Source organism: Streptomyces alboniger (assembly GCF_008704395.1).
GTDB lineage: Bacteria > Actinomycetota > Actinomycetes > Streptomycetales > Streptomycetaceae > Streptomyces > Streptomyces alboniger.
In genome coordinates, this window is sequence record NZ_CP023695.1 from 2,726,327 (window position 1) to 2,751,071 (window position 24,745).

A 24,745-nucleotide genomic window follows, 5' to 3' on the forward strand; every position below is an offset into this window, starting at 1 on the left:
TGATGGAGCCACCCCCCACAGACCGGCCGAGGTCACGAGGCCGCACGCACATACGGAGGAAGTCCCTGTGAAGGTCGGAATCGTCGGAGCCACCGGTCAGGTCGGCAAGGTCATGCGCAAGATCCTCGTCGAGCGGAAGTTCCCGGTCGACGAGCTGCGCCTGTTCGCCTCGGCCCGCAGCGCCGGGACGGTCGTGGACGGCGTGACCGTCGAGGACGCCTCCACCGCCGACTACTCCGGCCTTGACATCGTGCTGTTCTCGGCCGGTGGCGCCACCTCCAGGGCCCTCGCCGAGCGGGTCGCCTCGCAGGGCGCGGTCGTGATCGACAACTCTTCCGCCTGGCGTATGGACCCCGAGGTCCCCCTCGTCGTGTCCGAGGTCAACCCGCACGCGGTGGCGAACCGCCCCAAGGGCATCATCGCCAACCCGAACTGCACGACGATGGCCGCGATGCCGGTCCTCAAGCCGCTGCACGCCGAGGCCGGCCTCGAAGCGCTGGTCGTCGCCACCTACCAGGCGGTGTCCGGCTCCGGTCTCGCCGGTGTGGACGAGCTGTTCGAGCAGGTCAAGAAGGTCGGCGAGGACGCCCCGAAGCTGACCCACGACGGCTCCGCGGTCGACTTCCCCGAGCCGGACAAGTACGTGGCGCCCATCGCGTACAACGTCCTGCCGATGGCAGGCTCCATCGTCGACGACGGTCTGAACGAGACCGACGAGGAGCAGAAGCTGCGCAACGAATCGCGCAAGATCCTGGAGATCCCGGAGCTGAAGGTCTCCGGCACGTGCGTGCGTGTGCCGGTCTTCACCGGGCACTCCCTCCAGGTCAACGCCCGTTTCGCACGTCCGCTGAGCCCCGAGCGCGCCACCGAGCTGCTCTCGAAGGCCGAGGGTGTCGTCGTCACGGACGTGCCCACGCCGCTGGTCGCCGCGGGCAAGGACGACTCCTTCGTGGGCCGTATCCGCAAGGACGAGACGGTCGACAACGGCCTGGCGTTCTTCATCTCCGACGACAACCTCCGCAAGGGCGCGGCGCTGAACGCCGTGCAGATCGCGGAGCTGGTCGCGGCCGAGCTGAAGGGCTGATCCCGGCCACGTCCCGACGGGGGGCGGTCACCCTTCGCGGGTGGCCGCCCCTTTCGCGCGGGCCACTGCCACCAGCGCGAGCCCGGCGAGGGCGCCGCCCAGCCACAGCGCGTCACCGGCCCCGCGGCTGTCCGCGACCCGGCCGCCCGCGAACGCGCCAAGTGCGATCGCCACGTTGAACACCCCGGCGAAGAGCGCCGACGCCGCCTCGCGGGCGTGCGGCGCGGCGGCCATCACCCAGTTCTGGGCGGAGACCGACACCCCGCCGTACGCCAGGCCCCACGCCACGAGCAGCGCCGCCGACGCAAGGAGCGAGCCGCCCGCGGGCACCAGCAGCAGCACCACCGTGCCGAGCCCGGCGCAGATGGCGAGCAGCGCCCTGCGGGGATCGCGGGCCGCTACCGCGCCGCCCGCGAAGTTGCCGACGATGCCGGCCGTCCCGTAGGCGAGGAGCAGTCCGCTGATCAGCCCGGCGCCGATGCCGGGCACGCGCTCAAGGACGGGGCGTACGTAGGTGTACGCGGCGAAGTGGCCGGTGACCAGCAGCGTGACGGCGAGCAGCCCGGCCCGCAGCCGCCCGATCCGCAGCAGTCCGGCGAAGGCGCCGAGCCGGACTCCCTCGCGCGCGGGCAGCTTCGGCAGCACCGTGGCGAGCAGCGCCGCGACAGCCAGGGCGAGCGCGGCGAGGGCCGCGAAGCCCCAGCGCCAGCCCGCCAGTTCGCCCAGGAGCGTGCCCGCGGGGACGCCGAGCACGGACGCCACCGCGATCCCGCTGAAGATCACCGCGGTGGCCCGCCCCGCGGCCTCCTCCCGGACCAGACGCACCCCGAGACCGGCCGCGATGGCCCACACGCCACCGATGCAGACACCGACCAGGACGCGTGCGACGAGCAGGACGCCGAAGGCGGGAGCGAGCGCGGAGGCCAGATTGGCCGCGGCGAGCAGCGCCATCAGCACGCACAGGACCGTACGCCGGTCCGCGCGGCGCACGGCGACGGGCAGCAGCAGGGCGGCGAGCGCCGCGACGAGGCCGGGCAGGGTGACGGCGAGACCGGCGATGCCGTCCGAGACGCGCAGGCCCGAGCCGATGGAGGTGAGGAGGCCGACGGGAAGCATCTCGGTGGTGACGACGGAGAAGGTCGCGGCCGCCACGGCGAGGACGGCGGGACCGCCCCGCCGCCGGGGCACCGCCGCCGGGGGTGTGGGGAGTTGGGTGCTCTGAGACATGACATCCACCCTGTGGCGCGGCCGGGCGGGGAACAACGCCGAAGATCTCATCCTTGTATGAGCCGGGCTCATCGATGGGAGGGGCCCGGGAGGAGCGTCGTACGGACATGAACGGGCTTGAGATCCGGGAGCTGGAGTGCTTCCTCGCGCTCTCCGAGGAACTGCACTTCGGGCGGGCGGGCGAGCGGCTGTACGTGTCGCAGAGCCGCGTCAGCCAGCTGCTCGCCGCCCTGGAGCGCAGGATCGGCGCGCGGCTCGTCGAGCGTACGAGCCGCCGGGTCCGGCTGACCCCGCTCGGCGAGAGTTTCCTCACCGAACTCCGTCCCGCCTACGAGCAGTTGACGTCGACGGTCGAGCGGGCACGGGCGGCGGCGCGGGGCGTCGAGGGCACGCTGCGGATCGGCTTCCAGGGGACCGCGGACGCCCGGCTGATGGAGGCGATCGCGGCCTTCCAGGAGCGCCATCCCGGCTGTGCGACGGAGATCGTGGAGGTCCCCTTCGCCGACCCGTTCGGGGCGGTGCGGCAGGGGGAGGTGGACGCGGCGATCGTGCTGCTGCCGGTCGCCGAGCCGGATCTGGTGCTCGGCCCGGTCTTCTCCAGCGAGCGGCAGACCGTCGCGGTGTCGGTACGGCACGCCTTCGCGGGGCGGGCCTCGCTCGCCGCGGCGGAGCTGAGGGGGACCCCGCTGATCGCCGCGACGGGACCGGCCCCCGCGTACTGGCGTACGGCGCACGCCCCTTCGGACACGCCCGCGCCCGCGGTCCGCACGCTCCAGGAAGGGCTGACGCTGGTGGCGGCGGACCGGGGCGCGATGCTGCTGTGCCGTCCGACAGCGGAGTACCACGGCCGCAAGGACGTCGTCTTCGTGCCGGTCGACGGGTTGCCGGACTCGGTGCTGGGGATGGTGTGGCACCGGGACGGCGAGACGGCGCGGGTACGGGAGTTCGCACGGGCGCTGTCCGGTGCCGCCGCCGGTGCCGTCACCGGTGAGGCCTGATCACACGTCCCTGCGCACCTCGAAGTGGAAGCAGCCGTACTCCACGGCGCGCACGTGCACGAGGACGACCTCCGGGTCGGCGAAGGCCTCGTCGAAGGCGGCGTCGAAGCCCTTCGTCTCCTCCGCGGGGATCTCCAGCAGGCGCCCGCCGACGATGCGCCCCTCGGCGTTGTAGCGGCGGACCGTCCGCAGGGCCCCGGCCCGGGAGTAGGGGTAGCCGTCACGCTCCCGGGCCGGCCCTTCGCAGGGGTCGGCGTGGATGAAGACGGGCCCCTGCTCGTCGTAGGCCCCGGGCCGCGCACCGCTCTCGGCGGCCCAGCGGCGCAAGGGCGCGTACGACACGAGGGCGACACGCTCCCCGGGCTCGACGGCCCGCAGACAGCACCGCAACGGGTCACCGCCCTCGGGGTCTACGTACGGAACGCAGGGCCGCCCCGCGTCATCGACGTCACGGAGCTGGGCGAGGGCGTCGGGGGTGATGGGGCGGGGGGTGTAAGCGGTGGTGGTCATGGGTCGAGCGTCGCGCGTGGGGCGGGGGTGGAGCTGGCGGATTTCGGACATCGAACTGGGGAATTCAAGCCCGTCCGGCGTTTGAGGACGAACTCGGCGGAGCCGGTGACAAAGCCGGTTCAAGGCCCCAGGCCAGTTGTCCGCCGGTACGCCGCGTCCAGCGCGCCCAGTTCCTGCGGAGTCAGGACGTCCTCCACCCGCTCGAAGCCATCGGGCGCCCGCTCCGCGACCGCTTGGAGGACGCGGTCGGCCGGCATGTCGCGGTTGGCGAGGACCACCGCGTTGGCCGCCTCCCTGCGCACCTCCTCGTAGGCCCGCAGCCCCGCCTCCCGGTCCGGCGAGGCGTACGCGAGGCAGCGGGCGAGGACGCCCGCGTCGAGGATCGCCTGGGAGCCGCCGCTGGACCCCACGGGGTACATGGGGTGCGCCGCGTCGCCGAGCAGGGTCACCGGGCCGCGGCCCCACCACGCCAGCGGGTCCCGGTCCACCATCGGGTACTCCAGGATGTGCCGCGTGGCGGCGAACAGCGCGGGGACGTCGAGGTCGGCGACGCGCCACCCCGCGTAGTGCGGCAGGACGTCCGAGAGCCGCCCGGAGCGGTTCCAGTCGGCGGGCCCCGCCATGGCGTGGTGGTGCGCCCGCGGGAACCGCACCTCCGCCACCCAGTTGAGCACCGCCCTGCCCCGCTCCTGGGCGGGCCGCGAGATCGGGTAGACGACGAGTTTGGCGGCGGCGTTGCTGCCCGCGATGGCGACGGTCCGCCCGCCGAGCACGGGATGCCATTCGGCGACGCCGCGCCACATCCGGACGCCGTTCCACCGCGGCGGCCCCTCGCCGGGGTGCAGCATGGCCCGCACCGCCGAGTGCAGCCCGTCCGCCCCGACCAGGGCCCGCGCCCGCACCGCGTACTCCCGGCCGCGCGCCACGTCCCGCAGGATCACCCGCAGTGCGCCGCCCTCGCGCTCGGCGAGGCGGACGAAGGCGGTGCCGGTACGCACCGCGTGGTCGCCGAGCCGGTCGCGCACCGCGTCGAGGAGGAGCAGTTGGAGGGCGCCGCGGTGGAGGGAGTACTGCGGCCAGTGGTGGCCGTCCGCGAGGCCGCGCGGCTCGCTCCAGATGCGGTTGCCGTGCCGGTCGAAGTGGGTCATGGCGTCCGGCGCGACCGCGGTCGCGGCCAGCTCGGCGCCGAGCCCGAGATCGGTCAACTCCCGTACGGCGTACGGAAGCAGGTTGATGCCGACCCCTGCCGGCCGCAGCTCGTCGACGGCGTCCACCACGCGCACCTCGATGCCCGCCGCGTGCAGGCCGAGCGCGGCGGTGAGCCCTCCGATGCCGGCGCCCGCCACCAGTACGTCGGTCATGGCCGCCGCGCTGCCGGACCGGCGCGGCCCGGCCCCTCGATCCCCAGCATCTCCCACATCCCCCTGTGGTCCCGGCGTCCCCGGCGTTCCCGGTCGGCCGCCCAGTGGCCGCGCGCCCGGCAGGTGATCGCAGGCCGTGGTCGGCGGCCTGCCCGGGCCGGGGCGGTGGCGCGGAGCGTAGCGGCACGGCAGCGGGAGAACAATGGCCCGCGCGGGCGTGCGAACCCGCATGGAAGGATGGCCGGAAACACCACAAGTGACCCACTCGTCGTACCCGAGGAGATGACCGCGTGCCCGGCACCAATCTGACCCGCGAAGAGGCGCAGCAGAGGGCGAAGCTGCTGACCGTTGACTCGTACGAGATCGAGCTCGATCTCTCCGGAGCACAGGAGGGCGGCACCTTTCGGTCCGTGACCACGGTGCGCTTCGACTCCGCGGAGGGCGGCGCGGAGACCTTCATCGACCTGGTGGCCCCCGCGGTCCACGAGGTCGTCCTGAACGGCCACGCGCTGGACGTGGCCGCGGTGTTCCGCGACTCGCGCATCGCGCTGAGGCACCTGGCGGCGGGCCCCAACGAACTGAAGGTCGTCGCCGACTGCGAGTACACCAACACCGGTGAGGGCCTGCACCGCTTCGTCGACCCGGTCGACCAGCAGGCCTACCTCTACACGCAGTTCGAGGTGCCCGACGCGCGCCGCGTCTTCGCGAGCTTCGAGCAGCCGGACCTGAAGGCGACGTTCCGGTTCACGGTGAAGGCGCCGAGCGGCTGGACGGTCATCTCCAACTCGCCGACGCCCGAGCCCAAGGACGACGTCTGGTTCTTCGAGCCGACGCCGCGCATCTCCTCGTACATCACGGCCCTGATCGTCGGCCCGTACCACTCGGTGCACTCCTCGTACGAGGGCCCGAACGGCCAGTCGGTGCCGCTCGGCATCTACTGCCGGCCCTCGCTCGCCGAGTTCCTCGACTCGGACGCGATCTTCGAGGTGACGCGGCAGGGCTTCGACTGGTTCCAGGAGAAGTTCGACTACGCGTACCCCTTCGCGAAGTACGACCAGCTCTTCGTGCCGGAGTTCAACGCGGGCGCGATGGAGAACGCGGGCGCGGTGACCATCCGCGACCAGTACGTGTTCCGTTCGAAGGTGACGGACGCGGCGTACGAGACGCGCGCGGAGACCATCCTCCACGAGCTGGCCCACATGTGGTTCGGCGACCTGGTGACGATGGAGTGGTGGAACGACCTCTGGCTGAACGAGTCGTTCGCGACGTACACGTCGATCGCCTGCCAGGCGTACGCGGAGGGCTCGCGCTGGCCGCACTCCTGGACGACGTTCGCCAACTCGATGAAGACGTGGGCGTACCGCCAGGACCAGCTGCCGTCCACGCACCCGATCATGGCGGACATCCGCGACCTGGACGACGTCCTCGTCAACTTCGACGGCATCACGTACGCGAAGGGCGCGAGCGTCCTCAAGCAGCTGGTCGCCTACGTCGGCATGGACGAGTTCTTCCGGGGCGTGCAGGCGTACTTCAAGGCGCACGCGTTCGGCAACACGCGCCTGTCGGACCTCCTCGGCGCCCTGGAGGAGACCAGTGGGCGCGACCTGAAGACGTGGTCGAAGAAGTGGCTGGAGACGGCGGGCATCAACGTGCTGCGCCCGGTCGTGGACGTCGACACGAAGGGCGTCATCACGTCCTTCGCCGTCAAGCAGGAGGCCCCCGCGCTTCCCGCGGGCGCGAAGGGCGAGTCGACGCTGCGGCCGCACCGGATCGCGATCGGCCTCTACGACCTGGACGAGGCGTCCGGCAAGCTGGTGCGCACGGACCGCGTGGAGCTGGACGTCGACGGTGAACTGACGGCGGTGGACGCGCTGGTGGGCAAGGCCCGCCCGGCGGTGATCCTGCTGAACGACGACGACCTCTCGTACGCGAAGGTCCGCCTGGACACCGAGTCCCTGGCGTTCGTCACGGAGCACATCGGCGACTTCGAGGCGTCGCTGCCGCGCGCCCTGTGCTGGGCCTCCGCCTGGGACATGACGCGCGACGCGGAGCTGCCGACGCGGGACTACCTCTCCCTGGTCCTGTCCGGCATCGGGAAGGAGTCCGACATCGGCGTCGTGCAGTCGCTGCACCGCCAGGTGAAGCTGGCGCTCGACCTGTACGCGGCGCCGGCCCGCCGCGAGGAGGCGCTGACCCGCTGGACGGAGGCGACCCTCACCCACCTCCGCTCGGCCGAGCCGGGCAGCGACCACCAGCTGGCGTGGGCGCGGGCCTTCGCGGCGACGGCCCGCACGGACGCCGAACTCTCGCTCCTCGAACGCCTGCTTGACGGCTCGGAGTCGATCGAGGGCCTGGCCGTGGACACCGAGCTGCGCTGGGCGTTCGTGGGCCGACTGGCGGCGACGGGGCGTCTCGACGAGGCGGGGATCGCGGCGGAGCTGGAGCGGGACAGGACGGCCGCGGGCGAGCGCCACGCGGCGTCGGCGCGGGCGGCGCGGCCGACCGCGGAGGCCAAGGCCGCGGCGTGGGCCTCGGTCGTCGAGTCCGACACCCTGCCCAACGCGGTCCAGGAGGCGGTGATCGGCGGCTTCGTCCAGACGGACCAGCGGGAGCTGCTCGCCCCCTACACGGAGAAGTTCTTCGCCTCGGTCAAGGAGGCGTGGGACTCCCGCTCCCACGAGATGGCCCAGCAGATCGCCCTCGGCCTCTACCCGTCCCTCCAGGTCTCCCGGGCCACGCTGGACGCCACGGACGCCTGGCTCGCCTCGACGAACCCGTCGGCGGCCCTGCGCCGCCTGATCACGGAGTCGCGGGCGGGCGTGGAGCGGGCGCTGCGGGCGCGGGACGCCGACGCGTAGCCCTCGGGCCGGGCGGGGGGCGGGCGTCTGGGCCCCCTGCCGGGCGGGGCGGGCCTCGCCGGCCTGGCGGGGGCCCGCCTGCCCGGCGGGGGCCCGCCTGCCCGGCGGGGGCCCGCCTGCCCGGCGGGGGCCCGCCTGCCCGGCGGGGGTCTCGCCGTCGTCGCCTGCGGGCCGTCCCCGCATGTCCGCCGCTTCGCGGCGGGTACCCCCACCCACCCACCCGTATACCCCGCGTCTCCCACACAACGGGCCAGCCCCGTCAGGCCCCGCCCGGGCGGGGGTCTCGCCTGCCCGGCGGGGTCTCGCCGTCGTCGCCCGCCGCGCGTCCCCGTATGCCCGCCGCTTCGCGGCGGGGCCCCCCACCCACCCACCCGTTCACCAGCCCCGTCAGGCCCCGCCCGGGACCGAGTCCCGGAGGGCGCCCAGGACTCGCGAGACCGCTGCCCCGCCTGCCGCACCCCTGCGGACCGCCGCCACCACATGCCGCCGAGGCTGGTCCGCCGTGAGTTCTCGCATGACGACGCCGTCACGGCGTACCGCCGCCATCCGCGGGACCAGCGCCACCCCCATCCCCGCCTCCACCATCGCGAGGATCGCCGTCCAGCCGGACGCGGAATGCGCCTGCTCGGGCGTGAATCCGGCGCCCTCGCACGCCGCCCGGGTGATCTCCGACCACGGTCCGCTGCCGCCGAAGATCCACGGCTCCCCCGCCAGGTCGGCGAGGCGCAGTCCCTCCATCGTCGCCAGCGGGTGGTCGACGGGCAGCGCCACGTCCAGGGGGTCCGCGACGAGGGACTCCCTGGTGAAGCGCGTGTCCGCGTCGGGCGAGGCGGGCGCCTGCACCGCGAGGGACAGGGCGAGGTCCACCTCCCCGGCGGCGAGGAGTTCGTACGCCTTCGCCGCCTCGGTCTCCCGGACGCGTACGAGGATGCCGGGCGCCGCCTCCCGCAGGGCCCGCACCGCCGGCACGACGAGCGCGGGCACGGCGGTGGAGAACGCCCCGACCCGCACCTCCCCGGCCTCGCCCTGCGCATACGCGGCCAACTCGGCGTCCGCCTGCTCCAGTTGGGCGAAGACGGCTTCCGCGTGCCGCAGCACGAGATGTGCCGCGTCGGTCAGCCGCACCCGGCGGCCGTGCGCCTCCAGGAGCGGTACGCCCAGCTGCTTGGCGAGGTTGGACAGCTGCTGCGACACGGCCGACGGCGTCATCCGCAAAGCCCCCGCCGTCGCCGTGACGGTCCCCCGCTCGCTCAACGTACGCAGGATCGTCAGCTTCTTGATGTCCCACTCGCTCATGGCATCAACGTACCGAGTGACCTGCACCCCTACCTCGCGCGGGCCGCGCCGAGCACGAGCCCGCCGAGGATCAGCCCCATGCACAGGACCCGCAACCATCCCATCGCCTCGCCGAGAAGCGCGAAGGAGAGCAGGGCCACGCAGACCGGCTGGAGGTAGTAGACGACTCCGGCACGGGCGGCGCCGATGATCGAGACGGCCTTGTTCCAGGCGAAGAAGGCGACCGCCGACGAGACCACACCCACGTACAGGAGCGGGGAGACCGTGCCGGCGGTCGGCTCGAAGCCGCCCTGCACCGCGTAGCTGACGACGAACACCGGCAGCAGCATCAGGGCGCCGAGCACGAACGTCGAGAAGAGGAAGGGGAGTCCGCCGATCCCGGCGGGCTTGCGCTTGAGGAGTGCGCTGTAGGAGCCGAAGGAGAGCGCGGCCGCGATCACCCACAGGTCACCGACCGCGAGGTCCATGGTGAGGGAGCCCTTGCTGACCAGGAGCAGGACGCCCGCGCAGGCGACGAGCATGCCCGTCACGCGGCGCGCGCCGAGCCGGGTGCCGCCGACGCGTTCGCAGACGGCCATCAGGACGGGCGAGGCGGCCATGATCATGCCCATGTTGCCCGCGGTGGTCGTCATGCCCGCCTGGTTCACCAGGGTGTTGTAGAGGGTGACGCCGAGCAGGGCGGCGAGGAGCAGGAACCGCAGGTGCGCGCGGAGCGCTTTCCGCTGCCGCCAGGTCTCCCGTGCCGCGAAGGGCGCCACCGCGGCGATCGCGATGATCCAGCGCCAGAAGGCGTGCTGGACGGGCGGAACGGCGTCGTGCAGGGCGCGGGAGGTGACGAAGCTGCCGGACCAGACGACCGTGGCGAGGAGCGCGAGGGCGAGCCCGACGCCGAGGGGCCGGGCGGCGCTCGCCGGGGCGGGCGGCGCGCCGCGGGTGGGGGTGGGGGTCCGGTCGAGGACTGTCACGAGGTATCCCTTGACTCTCTCCCCGGCTCGGCGGGGGGTCGCTGCCGTGCGATCTCTGTCGTGTGCGGGACAACCGTGACACCCCCTCACCCATCACGTCCATCGAATCTTTCCGGCGTTACTTTAAAGCTGAGCTGAACGTTCCAGCGCCGCCGTCACCGTCGCCGCGTCCGCCTCCTCCGCCGCCCACGCCACGTACCCGTCGGGCCTGACCAGGAGCGTCGTACGCCGGTCGCTCGACCAGTGCGCGACCACCGCCCGTCCCGCCTCACGCTGCACACCGTCCGGCGCGACGAGGACGAACTCGCCCGCCCGCAGGGCCTCGTAGAGGCGCCCCTCCTTGAGCGCCACATCGGGGGCCCGGCGCCCCACCAGGGGGTGGGCACCTCTCGGGGCGGGGTAGGCGAAGCCGATTCCGGTGATCTGGCCGACCGCCTTCTTCCGCACCGGGCCCACGCGGTTCACGACGGCGGCGAGCCCCGCCCGCGCGGCCAGTGTCCACGGGCGCTTGGCCATCGCGAGCCTGACGAGCCCGCCGCTGCTGCGCAGGACCGCCTTGCCGACCGGGTGCCGCTCGGTCTGATACGTGTCCAACAGGCCTTGCGGAGCACGGCCGTTGACGGCGGCCGCCAGTTTCCAGCTCAGGTTCGCGGCGTCCTGGAGACCCGTGTTCATGCCCTGACCGCCCGCCGGGGAGTGGACGTGGGCCGCGTCCCCGGCCAGGAAGACCCGGCCCACGCGGTACGCGGGCACCTGCCGTTCGTCGCTGTGGAAGCGGGACATCCAGCGGGCGTCACGCATCCCGAAGTCGCGGCCGAGCGCCTGCCGGACGATGTCCTTGACCTCGTCGAGGGCGAGCGGCTCGCTGTCGGGGACGTCGCGGGTGCGGTCCCAGCCGATGACGCGGTAGTAGCCGTCGGCGAAGGGCGCGATGAAGGCGAAGGCGTCACCGACGGCGTCGACGGTGAGCAGGGTCGGGGGCTTCTCCGCGAGCCTGACGTCGGCGAGGACGAGCGAGCGGATGACGGACCTGCCGGGGAAGGGCAGCCCGACCGCCTCGCGCACGCCGCTGCGCAGGCCGTCCGCGCCGACGACGTAGGCGGCGCGGAGGGTACCCGGCTCGCCGCCCGGCCCTCGCACCGCGAGCGTCACGCCGTCCGCGTCCTGGGTGAGCCCCGCGACCTCGGTCTCGTACGCGAAACGCACCCCGGCACCGGCCGCCCGCCGCTCCAGGACCCGCTCGACCTCGTACTGCGGCAGCACGAGCACGTGGCGGAAGCGGGAGGGCAGGTCCGCGAGGTCGAGTGAGAGGCGGTCGTACAGGCGGAGCTTGTCCAGTGGCTCCCCCTTGGCCTCCAGCTCGTCGGCGAGACCCCGCGCGTCGAGCTGCTCCAGCGTGCGGGCGTGCACGACCATCGCGCGGGAGAGGTTGCTGATGCCGGGCGCCCGCTTCTCGACGAGGGTGACGGGGACGCCGGCGGCGGCGAGGTCCCCGGCGAGCAGCAGGCCGGTGGGTCCGGCACCGACGACCACGACGCCGCGGTCGTACGTGCCCTCGGTGATGCCGTCGTACTCGGCGGTCGTACCGTTCATGGTCGCCTCCTGATGCCAACGCCTGTTGGTCAACGCTTGTTGGCAAACGTAGGGCTGCCGCTATGGACTGTCAACAGGTGTTGGCCTACGTTTGTTGGCATGACCGAGAACGCCCTCCCGTCCCCCGCGTCCACCGCGCCCCTGCCGTCCCCCGCGTCCCCCGCGTCCGGCTCGTCGCCCCGCCGCTCCGACGCCACCCGCGCCGGCATCCTCGCGGCGGCCCGCGAGCGGTTCGCGACCGACGGGTACGAGCGCGCCACGATCCGCGCCATCGCCAGGGACGCGAACATCGACCCGTCGATGGTCATGCGCTACTACGGCAACAAGGAGGGCCTCTTCGCGGCCGCCACCTCGGTGGACCTGCGGATCCCGGATTTCGGGCCGGTGGCGCGCGAGGACGTGGGACGGGTGCTCGTGGCGCACTTCCTGGACATGTGGGAGGACGCGGACGCGCTCACCGCGCTGCTCCGCATGGGCATGACCCATCAGGCGGGTGCCGAGCGCATGCGGGAGGTGTTCGCCGAGCAGGTGCTGCCGGTCGCGCGGGCGGTCTGTCCGGACCCGGCCGAGGCGCCGACGCGTGCCGCGCTCTGCGCCGCACAGCTGCTGGGCCTCGCGCTGACCCGGTACGTGCTGCGGTTCCCGCCGTCGGCCGCGCTGACGCGGGAGGAGATCACCCGCTGGCTGGCGCCGACCGTCCAGCGCTATCTGACGGCCGAGCGGCCGTGAAGGCTCCCGAACGCACGCCGAGGGCTCGGTTCACCCGCATACGCGTGACGTGCGTACGGCAGTGAACCGAGCCCTCGGATGAAGCCGACGGGGCCGCGGAAAGTCCGCGTCAGCCCTGCTTCTGCTGCTTGCGGGACTTGTCGCCGACCATCACGAGGCCCGCGATCACCAGGAACAGCACGATGGGCGCGGCGACATAGAGGCCGAGCGTGTCGATGACACTCAGGCCGGGGCCCGGGTCGTCGCCGTCGTCGCGCGTGAGCGCGAGCGCGGGGGACGACATGAGCAGCATCATCAGCGTCGTGCCGGAGGCCAGGGCGCCGGCGCGCAGAGCGTTCTTCTTGTCCACGGTGCAAACGTAGCGAACTCCTAAACGGGGTGCGCGCCCGGGGGTGCCGTACGAGCCGTGTCGCCCTTCTCGCCGGTCCGCGCACCGGCCTGCCGGAAGACCGCCATGAGCGCGTGCAGGCGCGGGGAGGCGGCGAGGTCCTCCAGGGTGACGGGGCGTCCGGTGGCGTCGGCGATCGGCAGGCGCCAGTTGGGGTACTGGTCCCAGGTGCCGGGGAGGTTCTGCGGGCGGCGGTCGCCGACCGTGTCCGGGAGCCAGATGCCGAGCATGCGGGCCGGCGTGGCGAGCAGGAAGCGGTGCACGGCGCGGATCTCGTCCTCCTCGCAGCCCATGCCACCGGGCAGCATGCCGAGCCGCGAGAGCAGGCCGAGCCACTCGCGTACGTCGGCGGCGGCCGCGGACCTCTCCTCGGCCAGGGGGCGGGTCAACAGGCCGAGGTCGTGACGGAGTCGGACGTGTTCGCCGGTGAGGCGGGCGGCGGTCGGCGGCAGGTCGTGCGTGGTCGCGGTGGCCACACAGTCCGCGCGCCAGTGCGCGGCGGGCAGGGGGCGGCCCGTGCCCGCCCAGTCCCGTTCGAACCAGAGGACGGAGGTGCCGAGCACGCCGTGCTCGCGCAGCTTCTCGCGCACGCCGGGCTCCACGGTGCCGAGGTCCTCGCCGATGACGAGGGCGTCCGCGCGGTGCGCCTCCAGGGCGAGGACGGCGAGCATGGCCTCGGCGTCGTAGTGGACGTACGTCCCCTCGGTCGGCTCGCGGCCCTCGGGGACCCACCAGAGGCGGAACAGGCCCATGACGTGGTCGATGCGCAGGGCGCCCGCGTGCCGGAGCAGGCCGCGGACGAGGGCGCGGTAGGGGGCGTAGCCGGACTCGGCGAGGCGGTCGGGGCGCCAGGGCGGCAGGCCCCAGTCCTGGCCGCGCGCGTTGAACGCGTCCGGCGGGGCGCCGACGGTCATGCGCGCCGCGAAGTGCCGCCGCTGGGCCCAGGCGTCGGCGCCACCGGGGTGCACGCCGACCGCGAGGTCGTGCACCAGGCCGATGTCCATGCCCGCCTCGCGGGCGGTGCGCTGGGCGGCGGCCAGCTGGGTGTCGGTGAGCCAGGCGAGGCGGCAGTGGAAGTCGACGCGGTCCATCAGCTCGCGCCGGGCGCGGGCGGTCGCGGGCGAGGACGGGTCGCGCAGGGGGGCGGGCCAGGAGTTCCAGTCGGGGCCGTAGGACTCGGCGAGGGCGTACCAGGTGGCGTGGTCCTCCAGGGCGGGGCCCTGTTCGGCGAGGAAGGCGCTGTAGGCGGCGCGGCGGCCAGGGCCGAGGGGGACCTCGTGGAGCAGTTCGAGTGCCTCGCGCTTCAGGGCCCAGACGGCGTCGCGGTCGATCAACTCGCCCTCGTGGAGGACCCCTTCGCGCAGCCGGTCGGCATCGCGGCGCAGCGCTTCGACGCGGTCGCGGGCCTCGCCCGTCAGATGGGCGAACTCCGGGACGGCCTCGATGCGCAGGTGTACGGGGTCGGGGAAGCGGCGGGAGGAGGGGCGGTACGGGGAGGGGTCGCCGCCGGGGCTTCCCGGCGGGCTCGGTACGGCGGCGTGCAGGGGGTTGACCTGGATGAACCCGGCGTCCAGGGCGTGCCCGGACCAGGCGGCCAGCTCGGCCAGGTCACCGAGGTCGCCCATACCCCAGGAGTGGCGGGAGAGGAGGGAGTAGAGCTGGACGAGGAAGCCGTGGCCGCGGTGGGCCGGGGTCTTGACCCGGCGGGGGGCGGCGATGAGGTGGGCCTCTGCGGTTTTGCCCTCGGGGCTGCGTACGAGGATCTTGTGGATGCCGGTGGGGGGCTCCGCCCGGGGTTGCGGCTCGGTCTCCCCTGGGCCCGCGTCCGGCGGCGGGGCCGCTTTCCGCTCGGCCGGGCTCTGGCCCGCGTCCGGCGGCGGGGTCTCTTTCCGCTCGGTCGTTCCGCCGCTCCGCGGCGGGGTCTCCCACCCACCCACCCGTTCACCCCGCGACAGGGGCGTTCTCCACTCGATCGACCCGCCCCCCTCCAGCTCCACCCGCACCCACGTCCCCCGCGGCAGGCCCGCGAGAGGCGCCGCGGCGGACAGGGGGGTGTCCGTCCAGGCCACCACCGTGGGGGGCAGCAGGCGTTCGGCCAGGTGGGCCTCGCGCGCGGCGAGGGCGGCGCGGGCCGCGTCGGGGGTGCTCGCGTCGACGCCCAGCGCGGCGAGGGCCGCGACGACCGCGGTGTCGGAGGCCGGGAGGGTGCGCCCCGGCGACGGGGAGTAGGAGGTGGCGACCCCGTACGAGGCTGCCAGCCGGGAAAGGGCCATCAGACCCCCGCGGAGTCCAGGCCCGAGGCCATACCGGCGGAGGTGGGCTCGCTGGTGAGCGGGGCGGCGTCGGCGAGGGGCGGCTCGCTGGTGAGCGGCGCGGCGTCGGCGAGCGGGGGCTCGCTGGTCAGGGGCGGCTCCAGGCAGCCGCAGGAGCAGGAGCCGTCGAGGCCCGAGTCGGGGCTTGAGACCTGTCCGGGGTAGCGCACGGGTGCGGGGACCCGCGCGGAGAGGGCGGGCGTCTCCTCGGCGAGGGCGGGGACCTGTTTGGAGAGGGCGGAGAGCAGAAGGTTCGCGGAAGCGGCCACGTGGGGGCTCCTTGTCAGGGGGCGGGTCACGGCAGCCCTACCCACTGCGCGGGGCCGCAGACGTATAGGTTGCCTCAACGTGACCCTGGTCACAATCGGTTCGCCCGGGGCGCAGTTGTTCTCCCGGGGGGCCGCGCGCCCCGGAGGATCCGGCTCCACCCCGCTGCCACCCGGGAAGATGTCCGCCGCCCCTCCCGCGCGAAATAACCCGGATCCCCTCCTCTCCGCGCAGGTTCGGCGAAGAATCACCCGCCTCTCCCTTACTCCCGTTGACACCCCCGCCACCTCAGTGGTGGGCTCACTGCCACACGTGGCGTCAGGGTGACGTCCGGGGCCCCAGGGGCGCGGAGAACAAGGAGAGGGCGGCGTGCAGTTGCGGCGCAGGAAGGGCGCGGTCGCCATCGCCGTCGCCGTCATCGCGGGCTCCCTCGGCGGAGCGCCCGGTGCCCTCGCGGCCCCGGGTGCGCCCGGCAGGCCCGGTGTTCCCGCCACGTCCCCGGACGCCGACGCCCGTGACGACCGCGGGAGCGACTCCGCCCTGCCGTCCGTCTGGCCGCGCCCCCAGTCGATGGACACCGGCGGGACCGCCGTCACCGTCGGAGACGACGTCGTCCTCGTGACGGCACGTGAGGCCAACGGCAGCAGCGGAAGCGGCGAGGACGGGGACTTCGACCCGTATGCCCTGGACGCCCTGCGCGCCGTACTCCGTGACGCCGGGGCCCGTCGCGTCACCGAGGTGCGCGAGGGCGACCCGCTGCCCGCCGGAAGCACCCTCGTCGTCCGGGCCGGCGGGCCCGGCGCCGACCGGACCCTCGCCGCCCTCGGCGCCCGCGAGCACGGCGACCTGCCCGCGGGCGGGTACCGCCTGGCCGTCGGCCGCGTCGGCGGGCGGGACACCGTCGCCCTCGCGGGAGCCGGCGCGGACGGCCTCTTCCACGGGGTGCAGACCCTGCGGCAGCTCACCGAGGCGGGCAGAACGGGTGCGGGCAGGGCGAACGGCTCCCGCACCCTCCCCGGCGTACGCGTCCGCGACTGGCCCGGCACCGCCGTGCGCGGCCTGACCGAGGGGTTCTACGGCACTCCCTGGACCCGCGCACAGCGCCTGGCGCAGCTGGACTTCATGGGCCGCACCAAGCAGAACCGCTACCTCTACGCCCCCGGCGACGACCTCTACCGCCAGGCGCGCTGGCGCGAGCCCTACCCGGCGGACCAGCGCGCCGGATTCCGCGCGCTGGCCGCCCGCGCGAAGGCCAACCACATCACGCTGGCCTGGGCCGTCTCCCCCGGCCAGGCCATGTGCATGTCCTCCGACAAGGACCTCAGGGACCTCACCCGCAAGATCGACGCGATGTGGGCGCTGGGCGTGCGCGCCTTCCAGTTGCAGTTCCAGGACGTCAGCTACAGCGAGTGGCACTGCGAGCGGGACGCCGAGACCTTCGGCAGGGGCCCGAAGGCCGCCGCGAAGGCGCAGGCCGAGGTGGCGAACGCCGTGGCCACCCACCTGGCGGGGCGCCACCCGGACGCGGGGCCGCTCTCCTTGATGCCGACCGAGTACTTCCAGGACGGCACGACCGCGTACCGCGCGGCCCTCTCCGATGCGCTGGACCACCGCGTCGAGGTGGCCTGGACGGGCGTGGGCGTGGTCCCCAAGACCATCACCGGGCGCGAACTGGCGGGCGCCCGCGCGGCGTTCGGCCCGCACCCGCTGGTCACGATGGACAACTACCCCGTCAACGACTTCGCGCAGGACCGCATCTTCCTCGGCCCCTACACCGGCCGCCAGCCCGCCGTCGCCACCGGCTCCGCCGCCCTCCTCGGCAATGCCATGGAGCAGCCCGCCGCCTCCCGCATCCCGCTGTTCACCGCCGCGGACTACGCCTGGAACCCCCGCGCGTACCGCCCGCACGAGTCGTGGCTCGCCGCGATCGACGACCTCGCGGCCGGTGACACGCAGGCGCGGGGCGCGCTGCGGGCCCTCGCGGGCAATGACGCCTCGTCCGTGCTCGGCGCCGACGAATCGGCGTATCTGCGGCCGCTCATGAACGACTTCTGGCGCGCGCGTACGACGACGGACCGGGCGGGGGCCGACCGTGCGGCGAAGCGGCTGCGCGCGGCGTTCGGCGTGATGCGGGAGGCGCCGCGGCGACTGGCCGGCAGCGCGCTCGACGACGAGGTGCGCCCCTGGATCGAGAAGCTCGCGCTGTACGGCGAGGCCGGTGAGACCGCCGTCGACATGCTGCGCGCGCAGTCGCTCGGCGACGGCGCCGCCGCCTGGCGGGCCTCGCGCGAGCTGACGCGCCTTGGCGAGGAGCTGGGGAAGAGCGGTGTCACCGTCGGAGAAGGCGTGCTCGACCCGTTCCTGACGCGCGCGCGAAAGGCGTACGCGACCTGGGCGGGGACCGGCACCGAGCGGGCGTCGGACCGCGCGACGGCCCGCTTCGGCCGCGACCGCGCGCTCGCGGCCGTCACCGCGCTGACCGACCCCGGCACCGAGGGCAGCGTCGAGGTGCACGTGCCGGGCAAGGGCTGGCGGCGCGTCGGCGCGCTCTCGCGGAGCGGCTTCACGGAACTCGGCCTCACCGCACCGGCCCCCAAGAACCCCGAGAACCCCGAGAACCCCAAGAACCCCAAGAACACGGAGAAGGGCACGCGCGCCGAGAAGGGCATGCGCGCCGACGCCGTCCGTGTCGCCCTCACCGACGGCACGCTCCGCCATCTCGTCCCCTGGTTCGCCGACTCCCCCGCCGCCCGCCTCTCGCTGGCCCGCACCGAGGCCGACGCGGAGATCGGCGGCGGGCCGCGGCGGGTCACGGCGAAGCTGCGTTCCCTGCGCCCGGACCATGTGCGCGGGGCGCTCAAGGTGAAGGCCCCCAAGGGCATCGAGGTGCGGGTGCCCGCGTCGACGACGCTGCCGCGCGGCACGGAGGTCGAGGTGCCGCTCGACATCACCGTTTCGGCGGGCACGCCTTCGGGGACGTACGAGATCCCCGTCACCTTCGGCGACGAGACCCGCACGGTGGCGGTCCGCGCCTTCCCGCGCACGGCGGGCCCGGATCTGGCGCGCGGCGCAAAGGCCTCGTCGTCGGGCGACGAGACGAAGGACTTCCCGGCGTCGGCCGCGAACGACGGTGATCCCTCGACCCGCTGGTCCTCACCCGCCGAGGACGGCGCGTGGTGGCAGGTGGAGCTGGCGAAGCCGGTCAGGCTGGGCCAGGTCGTGCTGCGCTGGCAGGACGCGTACGCCGCCGGGTACCGCGTGCAGACGTCTGCCGACGGCAGGAACTGGCGCACGGCGGCGACCGTGAAGGACGGCAGGGGCGGCCGCGAGGCGATCCGCATGGACGCGCGTGAGACGCGTTACCTCCGCGTCCAGGGCGATAAGCGGGCCACGCGCTTCGGGTACTCGCTCTGGTCGGTCCAGGCGTACGCGGTCGCCGAGGACTGAGGCCCGTCGGCGACCGCGTACGACACCCGGTGCGCGTCGTTCGTACGCACGTACAACAAAGGCCCGGATCGATTGCTAGGCGGAAATGCCATCGATCCGAGCCATCGCGTCGTCCGCGCCGAACGGCTGCAAATAGGGCAGCCAGCGCGGATCCCTATGGCCGGTCCCGATGATGCGCCACGCGAGGCCCGAGGGCGGCGCGGGCTTGTGCCGCAGCCGCCAGCCCAGCTCCATGAGGTGCCGGTCGGCCTTGACGTGGTTGCAGCGGCGGCAGGACGCCACCACGTTGTCCCAGGCGTGCCGGCCGCCCCGGCTCTTGGGGATGACGTGGTCGACGCTGGTTGCGACGCCACCGCAGTACATGCACCGACCGCCGTCGCGGGCGAAGAGCGCCCGTCTGGTCAGAGGAACGGGCCCCCGGTAAGGGACCCGGACGAACCGCTTGAGGCGGACCACGCTGGGTGCGGGGACGGTGCACTTCTCGCTGTGCATGAAGGCGCCGGATTCCTCGAGGCAGAGAGCCTTGTTCTCCAGGACGAGGACGAGCGCGCGGCGGAGCGGTACGACGCCAAGGGGCTCGTACGACGCGTTGAGGACCAGGACGTGCGGCACGGATGCCTCCTTGTACGCCGGCGGCGCGTGGCTCGCGCCGGGACGATCTGTTGCCAGTCTCCCCTCATGCCTGGTCGTAGCGCCAGCATGTACCGGTAACGGGCTCGAAGTGTTTTCGACCACAGCGGAGCGGCACCCCCGCGTCACCTGCTACTTGCCCAGGTGAGCACCGTCTCTCCCTCGAACATGACAACGATCCACACACAATGCCCCGTTAGTGTGGTGAGTCTGCCCGGTCCCCCCGTCCCCGCGTCGATGAAGACGCACGACATCTCTTCCGCCGGGCAGGCCGCGATACCTGGAGGTACCTGCCGTGTTCCTGTCCGTCCTTTCGGCCGCCGGAACGGACCCGGACGACACGCCGAAGCCGACGCCGAAACCGCCCACGTTCGAGGACGCCCAGGAGAGCGCCGGGAACGCGGCGAGCTGGGTCGAGCAGAACTGGTCCACGTGGCTCGGCATCGGCCTGCGCATCATGCTGATCCTCGCGATCGCGATCGTCCTGCGCATCCTGGTCCGGCGCGCCATCACCAAGCTCATAGACCGCATGAACCGCACGGCGAACGCCGTGGACGGCACGGCGCTCGGCGGGCTGCTGGTGAACGTGGAGCGCCGCCGTCAGCGCTCTCAGGCCATCGGGTCCGTGCTCCGCTCGGTGGCGTCGTTCCTGATCCTCGGCACGGCGGCCCTGATGATCCTCGGCGCCTTCGAGATCAACCTCGCTCCGCTGCTCGCCTCGGCGGGTGTGGCGGGCGTCGCGATCGGTTTCGGCGCCCGCAACCTCGTCACGGACTTCCTCTCCGGTGTCTTCATGATCCTGGAGGACCAGTACGGGGTGGGGGACTCGATCGACGCGGGCGTGGCCTCCGGTGAGGTGATAGAGGTCGGTCTGCGCGTCACCAAGCTGCGCGGCGACAACGGCGAGATCTGGTACGTCCGCAACGGCGAGGTCAAGCGCATCGGCAACCTCTCCCAGGGCTGGTCCACGGCGGGCGTCGACGTGACGGTCCGTCCGGACGAGGACCTGGACAAGGTGAAGGCGACCCTGGCCGAGGTCGGCGAGGCCATGGCCAAGGACGAGCCGTGGAACGAGCGCCTGTGGGGCCCGGTGGAGATCCTCGGCCTGGACAGTGTCCTGCTGGACTCCATGGTGATCCGCGTCTCGGCGAAGACGATGCCGGGCCAGTCCCTGGGCGTCGAGCGGGAGCTGCGCTGGCGCATCAAGCGGGCGTTCGACGAGGCGGGCATCCGCATCGTGGGCGGCCTGCCGCTCCAGCCGGCGGAGGAGGCGGGCGCCGACCCCGCGGCGGGCGTGGCGGCCCCGTCGGCGTACGCCTCGACGACGTCCCCCCAGTCGCTGGCGACGGCACCGATAACCCCGCCGCCGAACCTCTCGAAGTAGGCCCGGCGAGCGCCCCTCACGCCACACCGCCCCCGCAGGTAACGACTTGGTTGCCGCGGGGGCGTCCGCTATTGACGGCCCATTCACGCCAGCCTTACGGTCCTCACGAATTGGAAAGTTTCCTAACAGTTAGCGGCCGCTGAAGGGCAGGTGCCGTCATGGCAGCAGGGAGTACTCCGGGGGCCCCGGGGACCCCGGGCACGCCGCGCGTCCTGCGGGCCATGAACGACCGGGCGGTCCTGGATCTCCTCGTCGCCCACGGGCCCCTCACCCGCACCCGCATCGGCGAGCTGACGGGCCTGTCCAAGCCCACCACCTCGCAGCTCCTCGGGCGCCTCGAAGCCGCCGGGCTCGTGCACACCACCGGGAGCCTCAGCGGGCGCCCGGGGCCCAACGCCCTGCTGTACGAGATCGACCCGGGCGCCGGGCACGTGGCGGCGCTGTCCGCCGATCCGACCGGCATCACCGCCCTCGTCGCCGACATCACCGGTACCGTCCTCGGCCGCGAGCGCGTGGAGGCCGAAGCCGTCGCGGAGGACGTCCGCCACCGCACCGCCCAGCTCGTCGCGGAGGCCGTCGACGGGGCGCTGCGCCGGGCGGGCCTCGCCCACGACGACCTGCGGGCCGCGGTGATCGGCACCCCCGGCGCCATCGACCCGCACACCGGCCAGCTGCGCTACGCCCCGCACCTGCCCGGCTGGCACTCCCGCACCCTGCGCGACGACCTCGCCGCGGTGCTCGGCACACCGGTCGACATCGAGAACGACGTGAATCTGGCCGCGGTCGCCGAGCAGTACGAAGGCGCCGCCCAGGACCACGACAACTACGTGCTGACCTGGCTCGACGAAGGCGTCGGAGCCGCCATCGTGCTGGGCGGCACCCTGCTGCGCGGCGCCACCGGCGGCGCGGGCGAGATCGGTTACATGCCGCTGCCGGGCGCCCCGCTGGCCAAGGACGGCCCCGACGGCGACGGCGGCTTCGAGAGCCTGGTCGCCGCCGCGGTCGTCCGCGACCTCGCGGGCCCCGGCGCGACGCTCGCCGACGCCCTCGCCGACGGCGCCGTCCTCGCCGAGGTCGCCCGCCGCATCGCCACCGGCATCGCCGCGGTCGTCGCCGTGGTGGATCCGGAACTTGTCGTGCTCTCCGGCGCGGTGGCCCAGGCGGGCGGCGACAAGCTGCGGGTCCACGTCGAGGAGGAGCTGACCGGGCTCGCCCTGCCCCGCCCCCAGATCCGCATCAGTGAACTCGACGGCGACCCGATCCTCACCGGCGCGCTCCGCTCGGCGCTCACCCAGGCCCGCGACCAGGTCTTCGACACGGCCTGAGCCCGGCGCTCCCCGCACACAGCCACCCCACCCACCTCCCCTCCCCGTAAAGGAAGTCCGCCATGCCGCGATGGCGCCTGCCCACCTGCGCGTCCGCGGCGCTCGCCGCAGCCGGCCTGTTGCTCTCCGGCTGCGCCAATCCGAGCGTCGGCAGCGCGAACGACGACCCGACCAAGCCGGTCACCCTGAAGTTCTGGCACGGCTGGGCCGCGCCCGGCGAGGTCGAGGCCGTCAACGCGAGCATCGAGCGGTTCGAGCGGCTGCACCCCCACATCGAGGTGGAGTCCACCGGTAACGTCACGGACGCCACCATCAACCAGGCTCTGCGCGCGGGCGGCGACAAGGCCCCGGACGTGGTGTCCTCCTTCACCACCAACAACGTAGGGCAGTACTGCGACTCCGGGATGTGGGTCGACCTCGACCCGTTCCTGAGGAAGACGGGCATCGACAAGCGCGAGGTCTTCCCCAAGACACTGCTGGACTACACCAGCTACCAGGGCAACCAGTGCGCCCTGCCCCTCCTCGCCGACGCCTACGGCATGTACTACAACAAGGACGCCTTCAAGGAGGCGGGCATCGAACGCCCGCCGCGCACCATGTCCGAGTTCAAGCGGGCGGCGAAGAAGCTGACCGTGCGCAGCGGCAAGGACTCGTACGAGCGGGTGGGCTACATGCCCAACTTCCGGCTCTACCAGGGCAGCCCGGACCGGCTCTTCGCGCAGTGGGGCCCCCGGTACTTCGACGCCGACGGCCATGCGCGCCTCGCCGAGGAGCCCGCGACGTACGACTTCCTGAAGACCTCCCGCCAACTCGCCGACGCCCAGGGCGGCTTCGACGACCTGGAGAAGTTCCGGCTCACCTTCGGCGACGAGATGTCCAACCAGAACGCCTTCCTGACCGGGAAGCTCGCCATGCACCTGGACGGCGAGTGGCGCGGACTGATGCTCGACGAGGCGAAGGCCGACTTCGACTGGGGCGTCGCGCCGCTGCCCGTCCCCGACGACCAGAAGGACACCTACGGGCGCGGCTTCATCACCGGCACGGTCGCCGGCATCGCGCACAGCAGCAAGCACCAGAACGCCGCGTGGGAGCTGGTGAAATTCCTGACCACGAACACCAACCAGGTCGTGGACTTCGCCAACGACATCCACAACGTGCCGTCCACGTACGCGGCGCTGAAGTCGCCGCGCCTGGACGCCGATCCAAGGTTCCGCACCTTCTTCCGGATCCTGGAGAGCAAGCACAGCAAGGCCCTGCCGCCCTCCACGAACGGCGGCGCGTACGTCGTCTCGCTCCAGGACTTCTCGTACTCCTTCGAGGCCGGGCACGTGAGCGACCTGCGCGCCGGACTGAGGAAGCTCGACGACCAGATCGACGCCGACACGCTCCAGTCGAAGAGCTGAGGAGCCCCCGACCCATGGCACTTTCCCTCTCCAGATCCCTCTCGAATCCGGCGCGCCGCAGGCTCCGCACGCTCGGCTTCCTCTCCCCCTGGCTGGTCGGCTTCAGCGTCTTCTTCGCGTATCCGCTGATCGCGACCGTCTACTTCTCGTTCATGCACTACAACCAGATCAAGGAGCCCACCTTCGTGGGGCTCAGGAACTGGACGTACGTGTTCGACCAGATGCCGCTGTTCGGGCCCGCCCTGTGGAACACCCTGTGGCTGGTCGTGATCATGGTGGCCGTGCGGGTGGTCTTCGGGCTCTCGCTCGGGCTGCTCATCACGAAGATCAAGACGGGCGCCGGGTTCTTCCGCACCGCCTTCTACCTCCCCTACCTCGCCCCGCCGGTGGCCGCCACCGTCGCCTTCGTCTTCCTGCTCAACCCGGGCACGGGCCCCGTCAACGAGATGCTCGGCGCGATCGGCATCTCCGGGCCCAACTGGTTCAACGACCCGGACACCGCCAAGCCCTCGCTGGTACTGCTCTCCCTGTGGGGCATCGGCGACCTGATGGTGATCTTCATGGCCGCGCTGCTCGACGTGCCCAAGGAGCAGTACGAGGCCGCGGAGCTGGACGGCGCCGGGGCGTGGGCCAGGTTCCGGTACGTCACCTGGCCCTCGATCACGCCGATCGTGATGTTCGCGGTGGTCACGGGCGTCGTACAGACCATGCAGTACTACACGCAGGCCCTGGTGGCGGGGAAGGTCGCCTCCGGGGTCAACATCGGCCCGGGTTCGGTGATCCAGCCCGGCTACCCGGAGCACTCCACCCTGACGGTCCCCCAGCTCGTCTACTCGATGGGCTTCCAGAACTTCAACACCGGCGCGGCGTGCGTGCTCTCGCTCGTGCTCTTCGCCATCGCCATGGCCGTGACGACGCTCCTGATGCGCAAGCGCTCCGGACTGCTCGCGGCGGAGGACTGAGGACTG

Annotated in this window: 19 protein-coding genes; 9 read left to right on the forward strand and 10 right to left on the reverse strand. The window is 73.0% G+C overall.

The genetic code is table 11. The features are described from left to right. Positions 1 to 67 precede the first annotated feature (67 nt). Positions 68 to 1,084 carry an aspartate-semialdehyde dehydrogenase gene (locus tag CP975_RS11970; protein WP_055535131.1) on the forward strand — a complete coding sequence of 339 codons (1,017 nt, stop codon included), beginning with the start codon at positions 68 to 70 and terminating at the stop codon, positions 1,082 to 1,084. 27 nt (positions 1,085 to 1,111) lie between these two features. On the opposite strand, the gene CP975_RS11975 is transcribed toward CP975_RS11970, so the two are convergent. Next, positions 1,112 to 2,311 carry an MFS transporter gene (locus CP975_RS11975; protein ID WP_055535129.1) on the reverse strand — a complete coding sequence of 400 codons (1,200 nt, stop codon included), beginning with the start codon at positions 2,309 to 2,311 and terminating at the stop codon, positions 1,112 to 1,114. 107 nt (positions 2,312 to 2,418) lie between these two features. Between CP975_RS11975 and CP975_RS11980 the strand changes: the two genes are divergently transcribed. Continuing rightward, positions 2,419 to 3,309 carry a LysR family transcriptional regulator gene (locus CP975_RS11980; protein WP_055535122.1) on the forward strand — a complete coding sequence of 297 codons (891 nt, stop codon included), beginning with the start codon at positions 2,419 to 2,421 and terminating at the stop codon, positions 3,307 to 3,309. On the opposite strand, the gene CP975_RS11985 is transcribed toward CP975_RS11980, so the two are convergent. Beyond that, positions 3,310 to 3,819 carry a DUF1203 domain-containing protein gene (locus CP975_RS11985; protein ID WP_150476852.1) on the reverse strand — a complete coding sequence of 170 codons (510 nt, stop codon included), beginning with the start codon at positions 3,817 to 3,819 and terminating at the stop codon, positions 3,310 to 3,312. Between the two features lie 119 nt (positions 3,820 to 3,938). After that, a complete protein-coding gene (locus CP975_RS11990) occupies positions 3,939 to 5,180 on the reverse strand; it encodes a flavin-dependent oxidoreductase (protein WP_055535118.1) in 1,242 nt (413 codons plus the stop codon). 290 nt (positions 5,181 to 5,470) lie between these two features. Between CP975_RS11990 and pepN the strand changes: the two genes are divergently transcribed. Continuing rightward, positions 5,471 to 8,038 carry an aminopeptidase N gene (gene pepN / locus CP975_RS11995; RefSeq protein WP_150476853.1) on the forward strand — a complete coding sequence of 856 codons (2,568 nt, stop codon included), beginning with the start codon at positions 5,471 to 5,473 and terminating at the stop codon, positions 8,036 to 8,038. 387 nt (positions 8,039 to 8,425) lie between these two features. Here pepN and CP975_RS12000 read toward each other — a convergent pair whose 3' ends face one another. The 3 genes from CP975_RS12000 to CP975_RS12010 form a co-directional block, all read right to left on the reverse strand. Then, a complete protein-coding gene (locus CP975_RS12000) occupies positions 8,426 to 9,334 on the reverse strand; it encodes a LysR family transcriptional regulator (RefSeq protein ID WP_150476854.1) in 909 nt (302 codons plus the stop codon). A 29-nt stretch (positions 9,335 to 9,363) separates the two neighbouring features. Continuing rightward, positions 9,364 to 10,299 (reverse strand): DMT family transporter, encoded by a 936-nt coding sequence (locus CP975_RS12005; RefSeq protein ID WP_150476855.1) that lies wholly within the window; start codon positions 10,297 to 10,299, stop codon positions 9,364 to 9,366. A 123-nt stretch (positions 10,300 to 10,422) separates the two neighbouring features. Continuing rightward, positions 10,423 to 11,892, reverse strand: coding sequence for an FAD-dependent monooxygenase (locus CP975_RS12010; protein ID WP_055536488.1), 1,470 nt, complete (start codon positions 11,890 to 11,892; stop codon positions 10,423 to 10,425). A 99-nt stretch (positions 11,893 to 11,991) separates the two neighbouring features. On the opposite strand from CP975_RS12010, the gene CP975_RS12015 reads away from it, so the two are divergent. Next, the gene (locus tag CP975_RS12015; RefSeq protein WP_150476856.1) at positions 11,992 to 12,621 is read left to right on the forward strand and encodes a TetR/AcrR family transcriptional regulator; all 630 of its coding nucleotides are present in this window, start codon (positions 11,992 to 11,994) and stop codon (positions 12,619 to 12,621) included. Between the two features lie 109 nt (positions 12,622 to 12,730). Here the strand turns inward: CP975_RS12015 and CP975_RS12020 are convergent, their stop codons facing one another. The 3 genes from CP975_RS12020 to CP975_RS12030 are packed head-to-tail and all read right to left on the reverse strand — an operon-like array spanning position 12,731 to position 15,590. Next, entirely contained in the window at positions 12,731 to 12,970 is a 240-nt protein-coding gene (locus CP975_RS12020) for a hypothetical protein (protein ID WP_030791007.1), read from the reverse strand. A 20-nt stretch (positions 12,971 to 12,990) separates the two neighbouring features. Further along, positions 12,991 to 15,282: a 4-alpha-glucanotransferase gene (gene malQ, locus CP975_RS12025; protein WP_150476857.1), complete on the reverse strand. Its 2,292-nt coding sequence runs from the start codon at positions 15,280 to 15,282 to the stop codon at positions 12,991 to 12,993. Further along, positions 15,282 to 15,590 carry a hypothetical protein gene (locus tag CP975_RS12030; protein ID WP_055535521.1) on the reverse strand — a complete coding sequence of 103 codons (309 nt, stop codon included), beginning with the start codon at positions 15,588 to 15,590 and terminating at the stop codon, positions 15,282 to 15,284. The genes malQ and CP975_RS12030 overlap by 1 nt, the downstream gene beginning before the upstream one ends. Positions 15,591 to 15,957: 367 nt before the next feature. On the opposite strand from CP975_RS12030, the gene CP975_RS12035 reads away from it, so the two are divergent. Next, on the forward strand, positions 15,958 to 19,035 hold the full coding sequence (locus tag CP975_RS12035) for a glycoside hydrolase family 84 protein (RefSeq protein ID WP_055535519.1): 3,078 nt from the start codon (positions 15,958 to 15,960) through the stop codon (positions 19,033 to 19,035). A 75-nt stretch (positions 19,036 to 19,110) separates the two neighbouring features. On the opposite strand, the gene CP975_RS12040 is transcribed toward CP975_RS12035, so the two are convergent. Next, positions 19,111 to 19,647 carry an HNH endonuclease gene (locus CP975_RS12040; RefSeq protein WP_030790995.1) on the reverse strand — a complete coding sequence of 179 codons (537 nt, stop codon included), beginning with the start codon at positions 19,645 to 19,647 and terminating at the stop codon, positions 19,111 to 19,113. 313 nt (positions 19,648 to 19,960) lie between these two features. Here CP975_RS12040 and CP975_RS12045 point away from each other — a divergent pair, with 313 nt between their 5' ends. The 4 genes from CP975_RS12045 to CP975_RS12060 all read left to right on the forward strand — a co-directional run bounded on the left by CP975_RS12045 (position 19,961) and on the right by CP975_RS12060 (position 24,739). Next, positions 19,961 to 21,049 carry a mechanosensitive ion channel family protein gene (locus CP975_RS12045; protein WP_055535517.1) on the forward strand — a complete coding sequence of 363 codons (1,089 nt, stop codon included), beginning with the start codon at positions 19,961 to 19,963 and terminating at the stop codon, positions 21,047 to 21,049. Positions 21,050 to 21,207: 158 nt separating this feature from the next. Beyond that, positions 21,208 to 22,374: an ROK family transcriptional regulator gene (locus CP975_RS12050; protein WP_055535515.1), complete on the forward strand. Its 1,167-nt coding sequence runs from the start codon at positions 21,208 to 21,210 to the stop codon at positions 22,372 to 22,374. A 62-nt stretch (positions 22,375 to 22,436) separates the two neighbouring features. Beyond that, the gene (locus CP975_RS12055; RefSeq protein ID WP_055535513.1) at positions 22,437 to 23,777 is read left to right on the forward strand and encodes an ABC transporter substrate-binding protein; all 1,341 of its coding nucleotides are present in this window, start codon (positions 22,437 to 22,439) and stop codon (positions 23,775 to 23,777) included. A gap of 14 nt (positions 23,778 to 23,791) precedes the next feature. Next, positions 23,792 to 24,739 carry a carbohydrate ABC transporter permease gene (locus CP975_RS12060; protein ID WP_055535511.1) on the forward strand — a complete coding sequence of 316 codons (948 nt, stop codon included), beginning with the start codon at positions 23,792 to 23,794 and terminating at the stop codon, positions 24,737 to 24,739. Positions 24,740 to 24,745 lie beyond the last annotated feature (6 nt).

What these genes read in the sequence shown, in the direction of transcription:
- CP975_RS11990 (WP_055535118.1), bottom strand. Translation starts at nt 5,180, where the DNA reads ATGACCGACGTACTGGTGGCGGGCGCCGGCATCGGAGGGCTCACCGCC.
- CP975_RS12015 (WP_150476856.1), top strand. Translation starts at nt 11,992, where the DNA reads ATGACCGAGAACGCCCTCCCGTCCCCCGCGTCCACCGCGCCCCTGCCG.
- malQ (WP_150476857.1), bottom strand. Translation starts at nt 15,282, where the DNA reads ATGGCCCTTTCCCGGCTGGCAGCCTCGTACGGGGTCGCCACCTCCTAC.
- CP975_RS12000 (WP_150476854.1), bottom strand. Translation starts at nt 9,334, where the DNA reads ATGAGCGAGTGGGACATCAAGAAGCTGACGATCCTGCGTACGTTGAGC.
- CP975_RS11975 (WP_055535129.1), bottom strand. Translation starts at nt 2,311, where the DNA reads ATGTCTCAGAGCACCCAACTCCCCACACCCCCGGCGGCGGTGCCCCGG.
- CP975_RS12055 (WP_055535513.1), top strand. Translation starts at nt 22,437, where the DNA reads ATGCCGCGATGGCGCCTGCCCACCTGCGCGTCCGCGGCGCTCGCCGCA.
- CP975_RS12010 (WP_055536488.1), bottom strand. Translation starts at nt 11,892, where the DNA reads ATGAACGGTACGACCGCCGAGTACGACGGCATCACCGAGGGCACGTAC.
- CP975_RS11985 (WP_150476852.1), bottom strand. Translation starts at nt 3,819, where the DNA reads ATGACCACCACCGCTTACACCCCCCGCCCCATCACCCCCGACGCCCTC.
- CP975_RS11980 (WP_055535122.1), top strand. Translation starts at nt 2,419, where the DNA reads ATGAACGGGCTTGAGATCCGGGAGCTGGAGTGCTTCCTCGCGCTCTCC.
- CP975_RS12050 (WP_055535515.1), top strand. Translation starts at nt 21,208, where the DNA reads ATGGCAGCAGGGAGTACTCCGGGGGCCCCGGGGACCCCGGGCACGCCG.
- CP975_RS12060 (WP_055535511.1), top strand. Translation starts at nt 23,792, where the DNA reads ATGGCACTTTCCCTCTCCAGATCCCTCTCGAATCCGGCGCGCCGCAGG.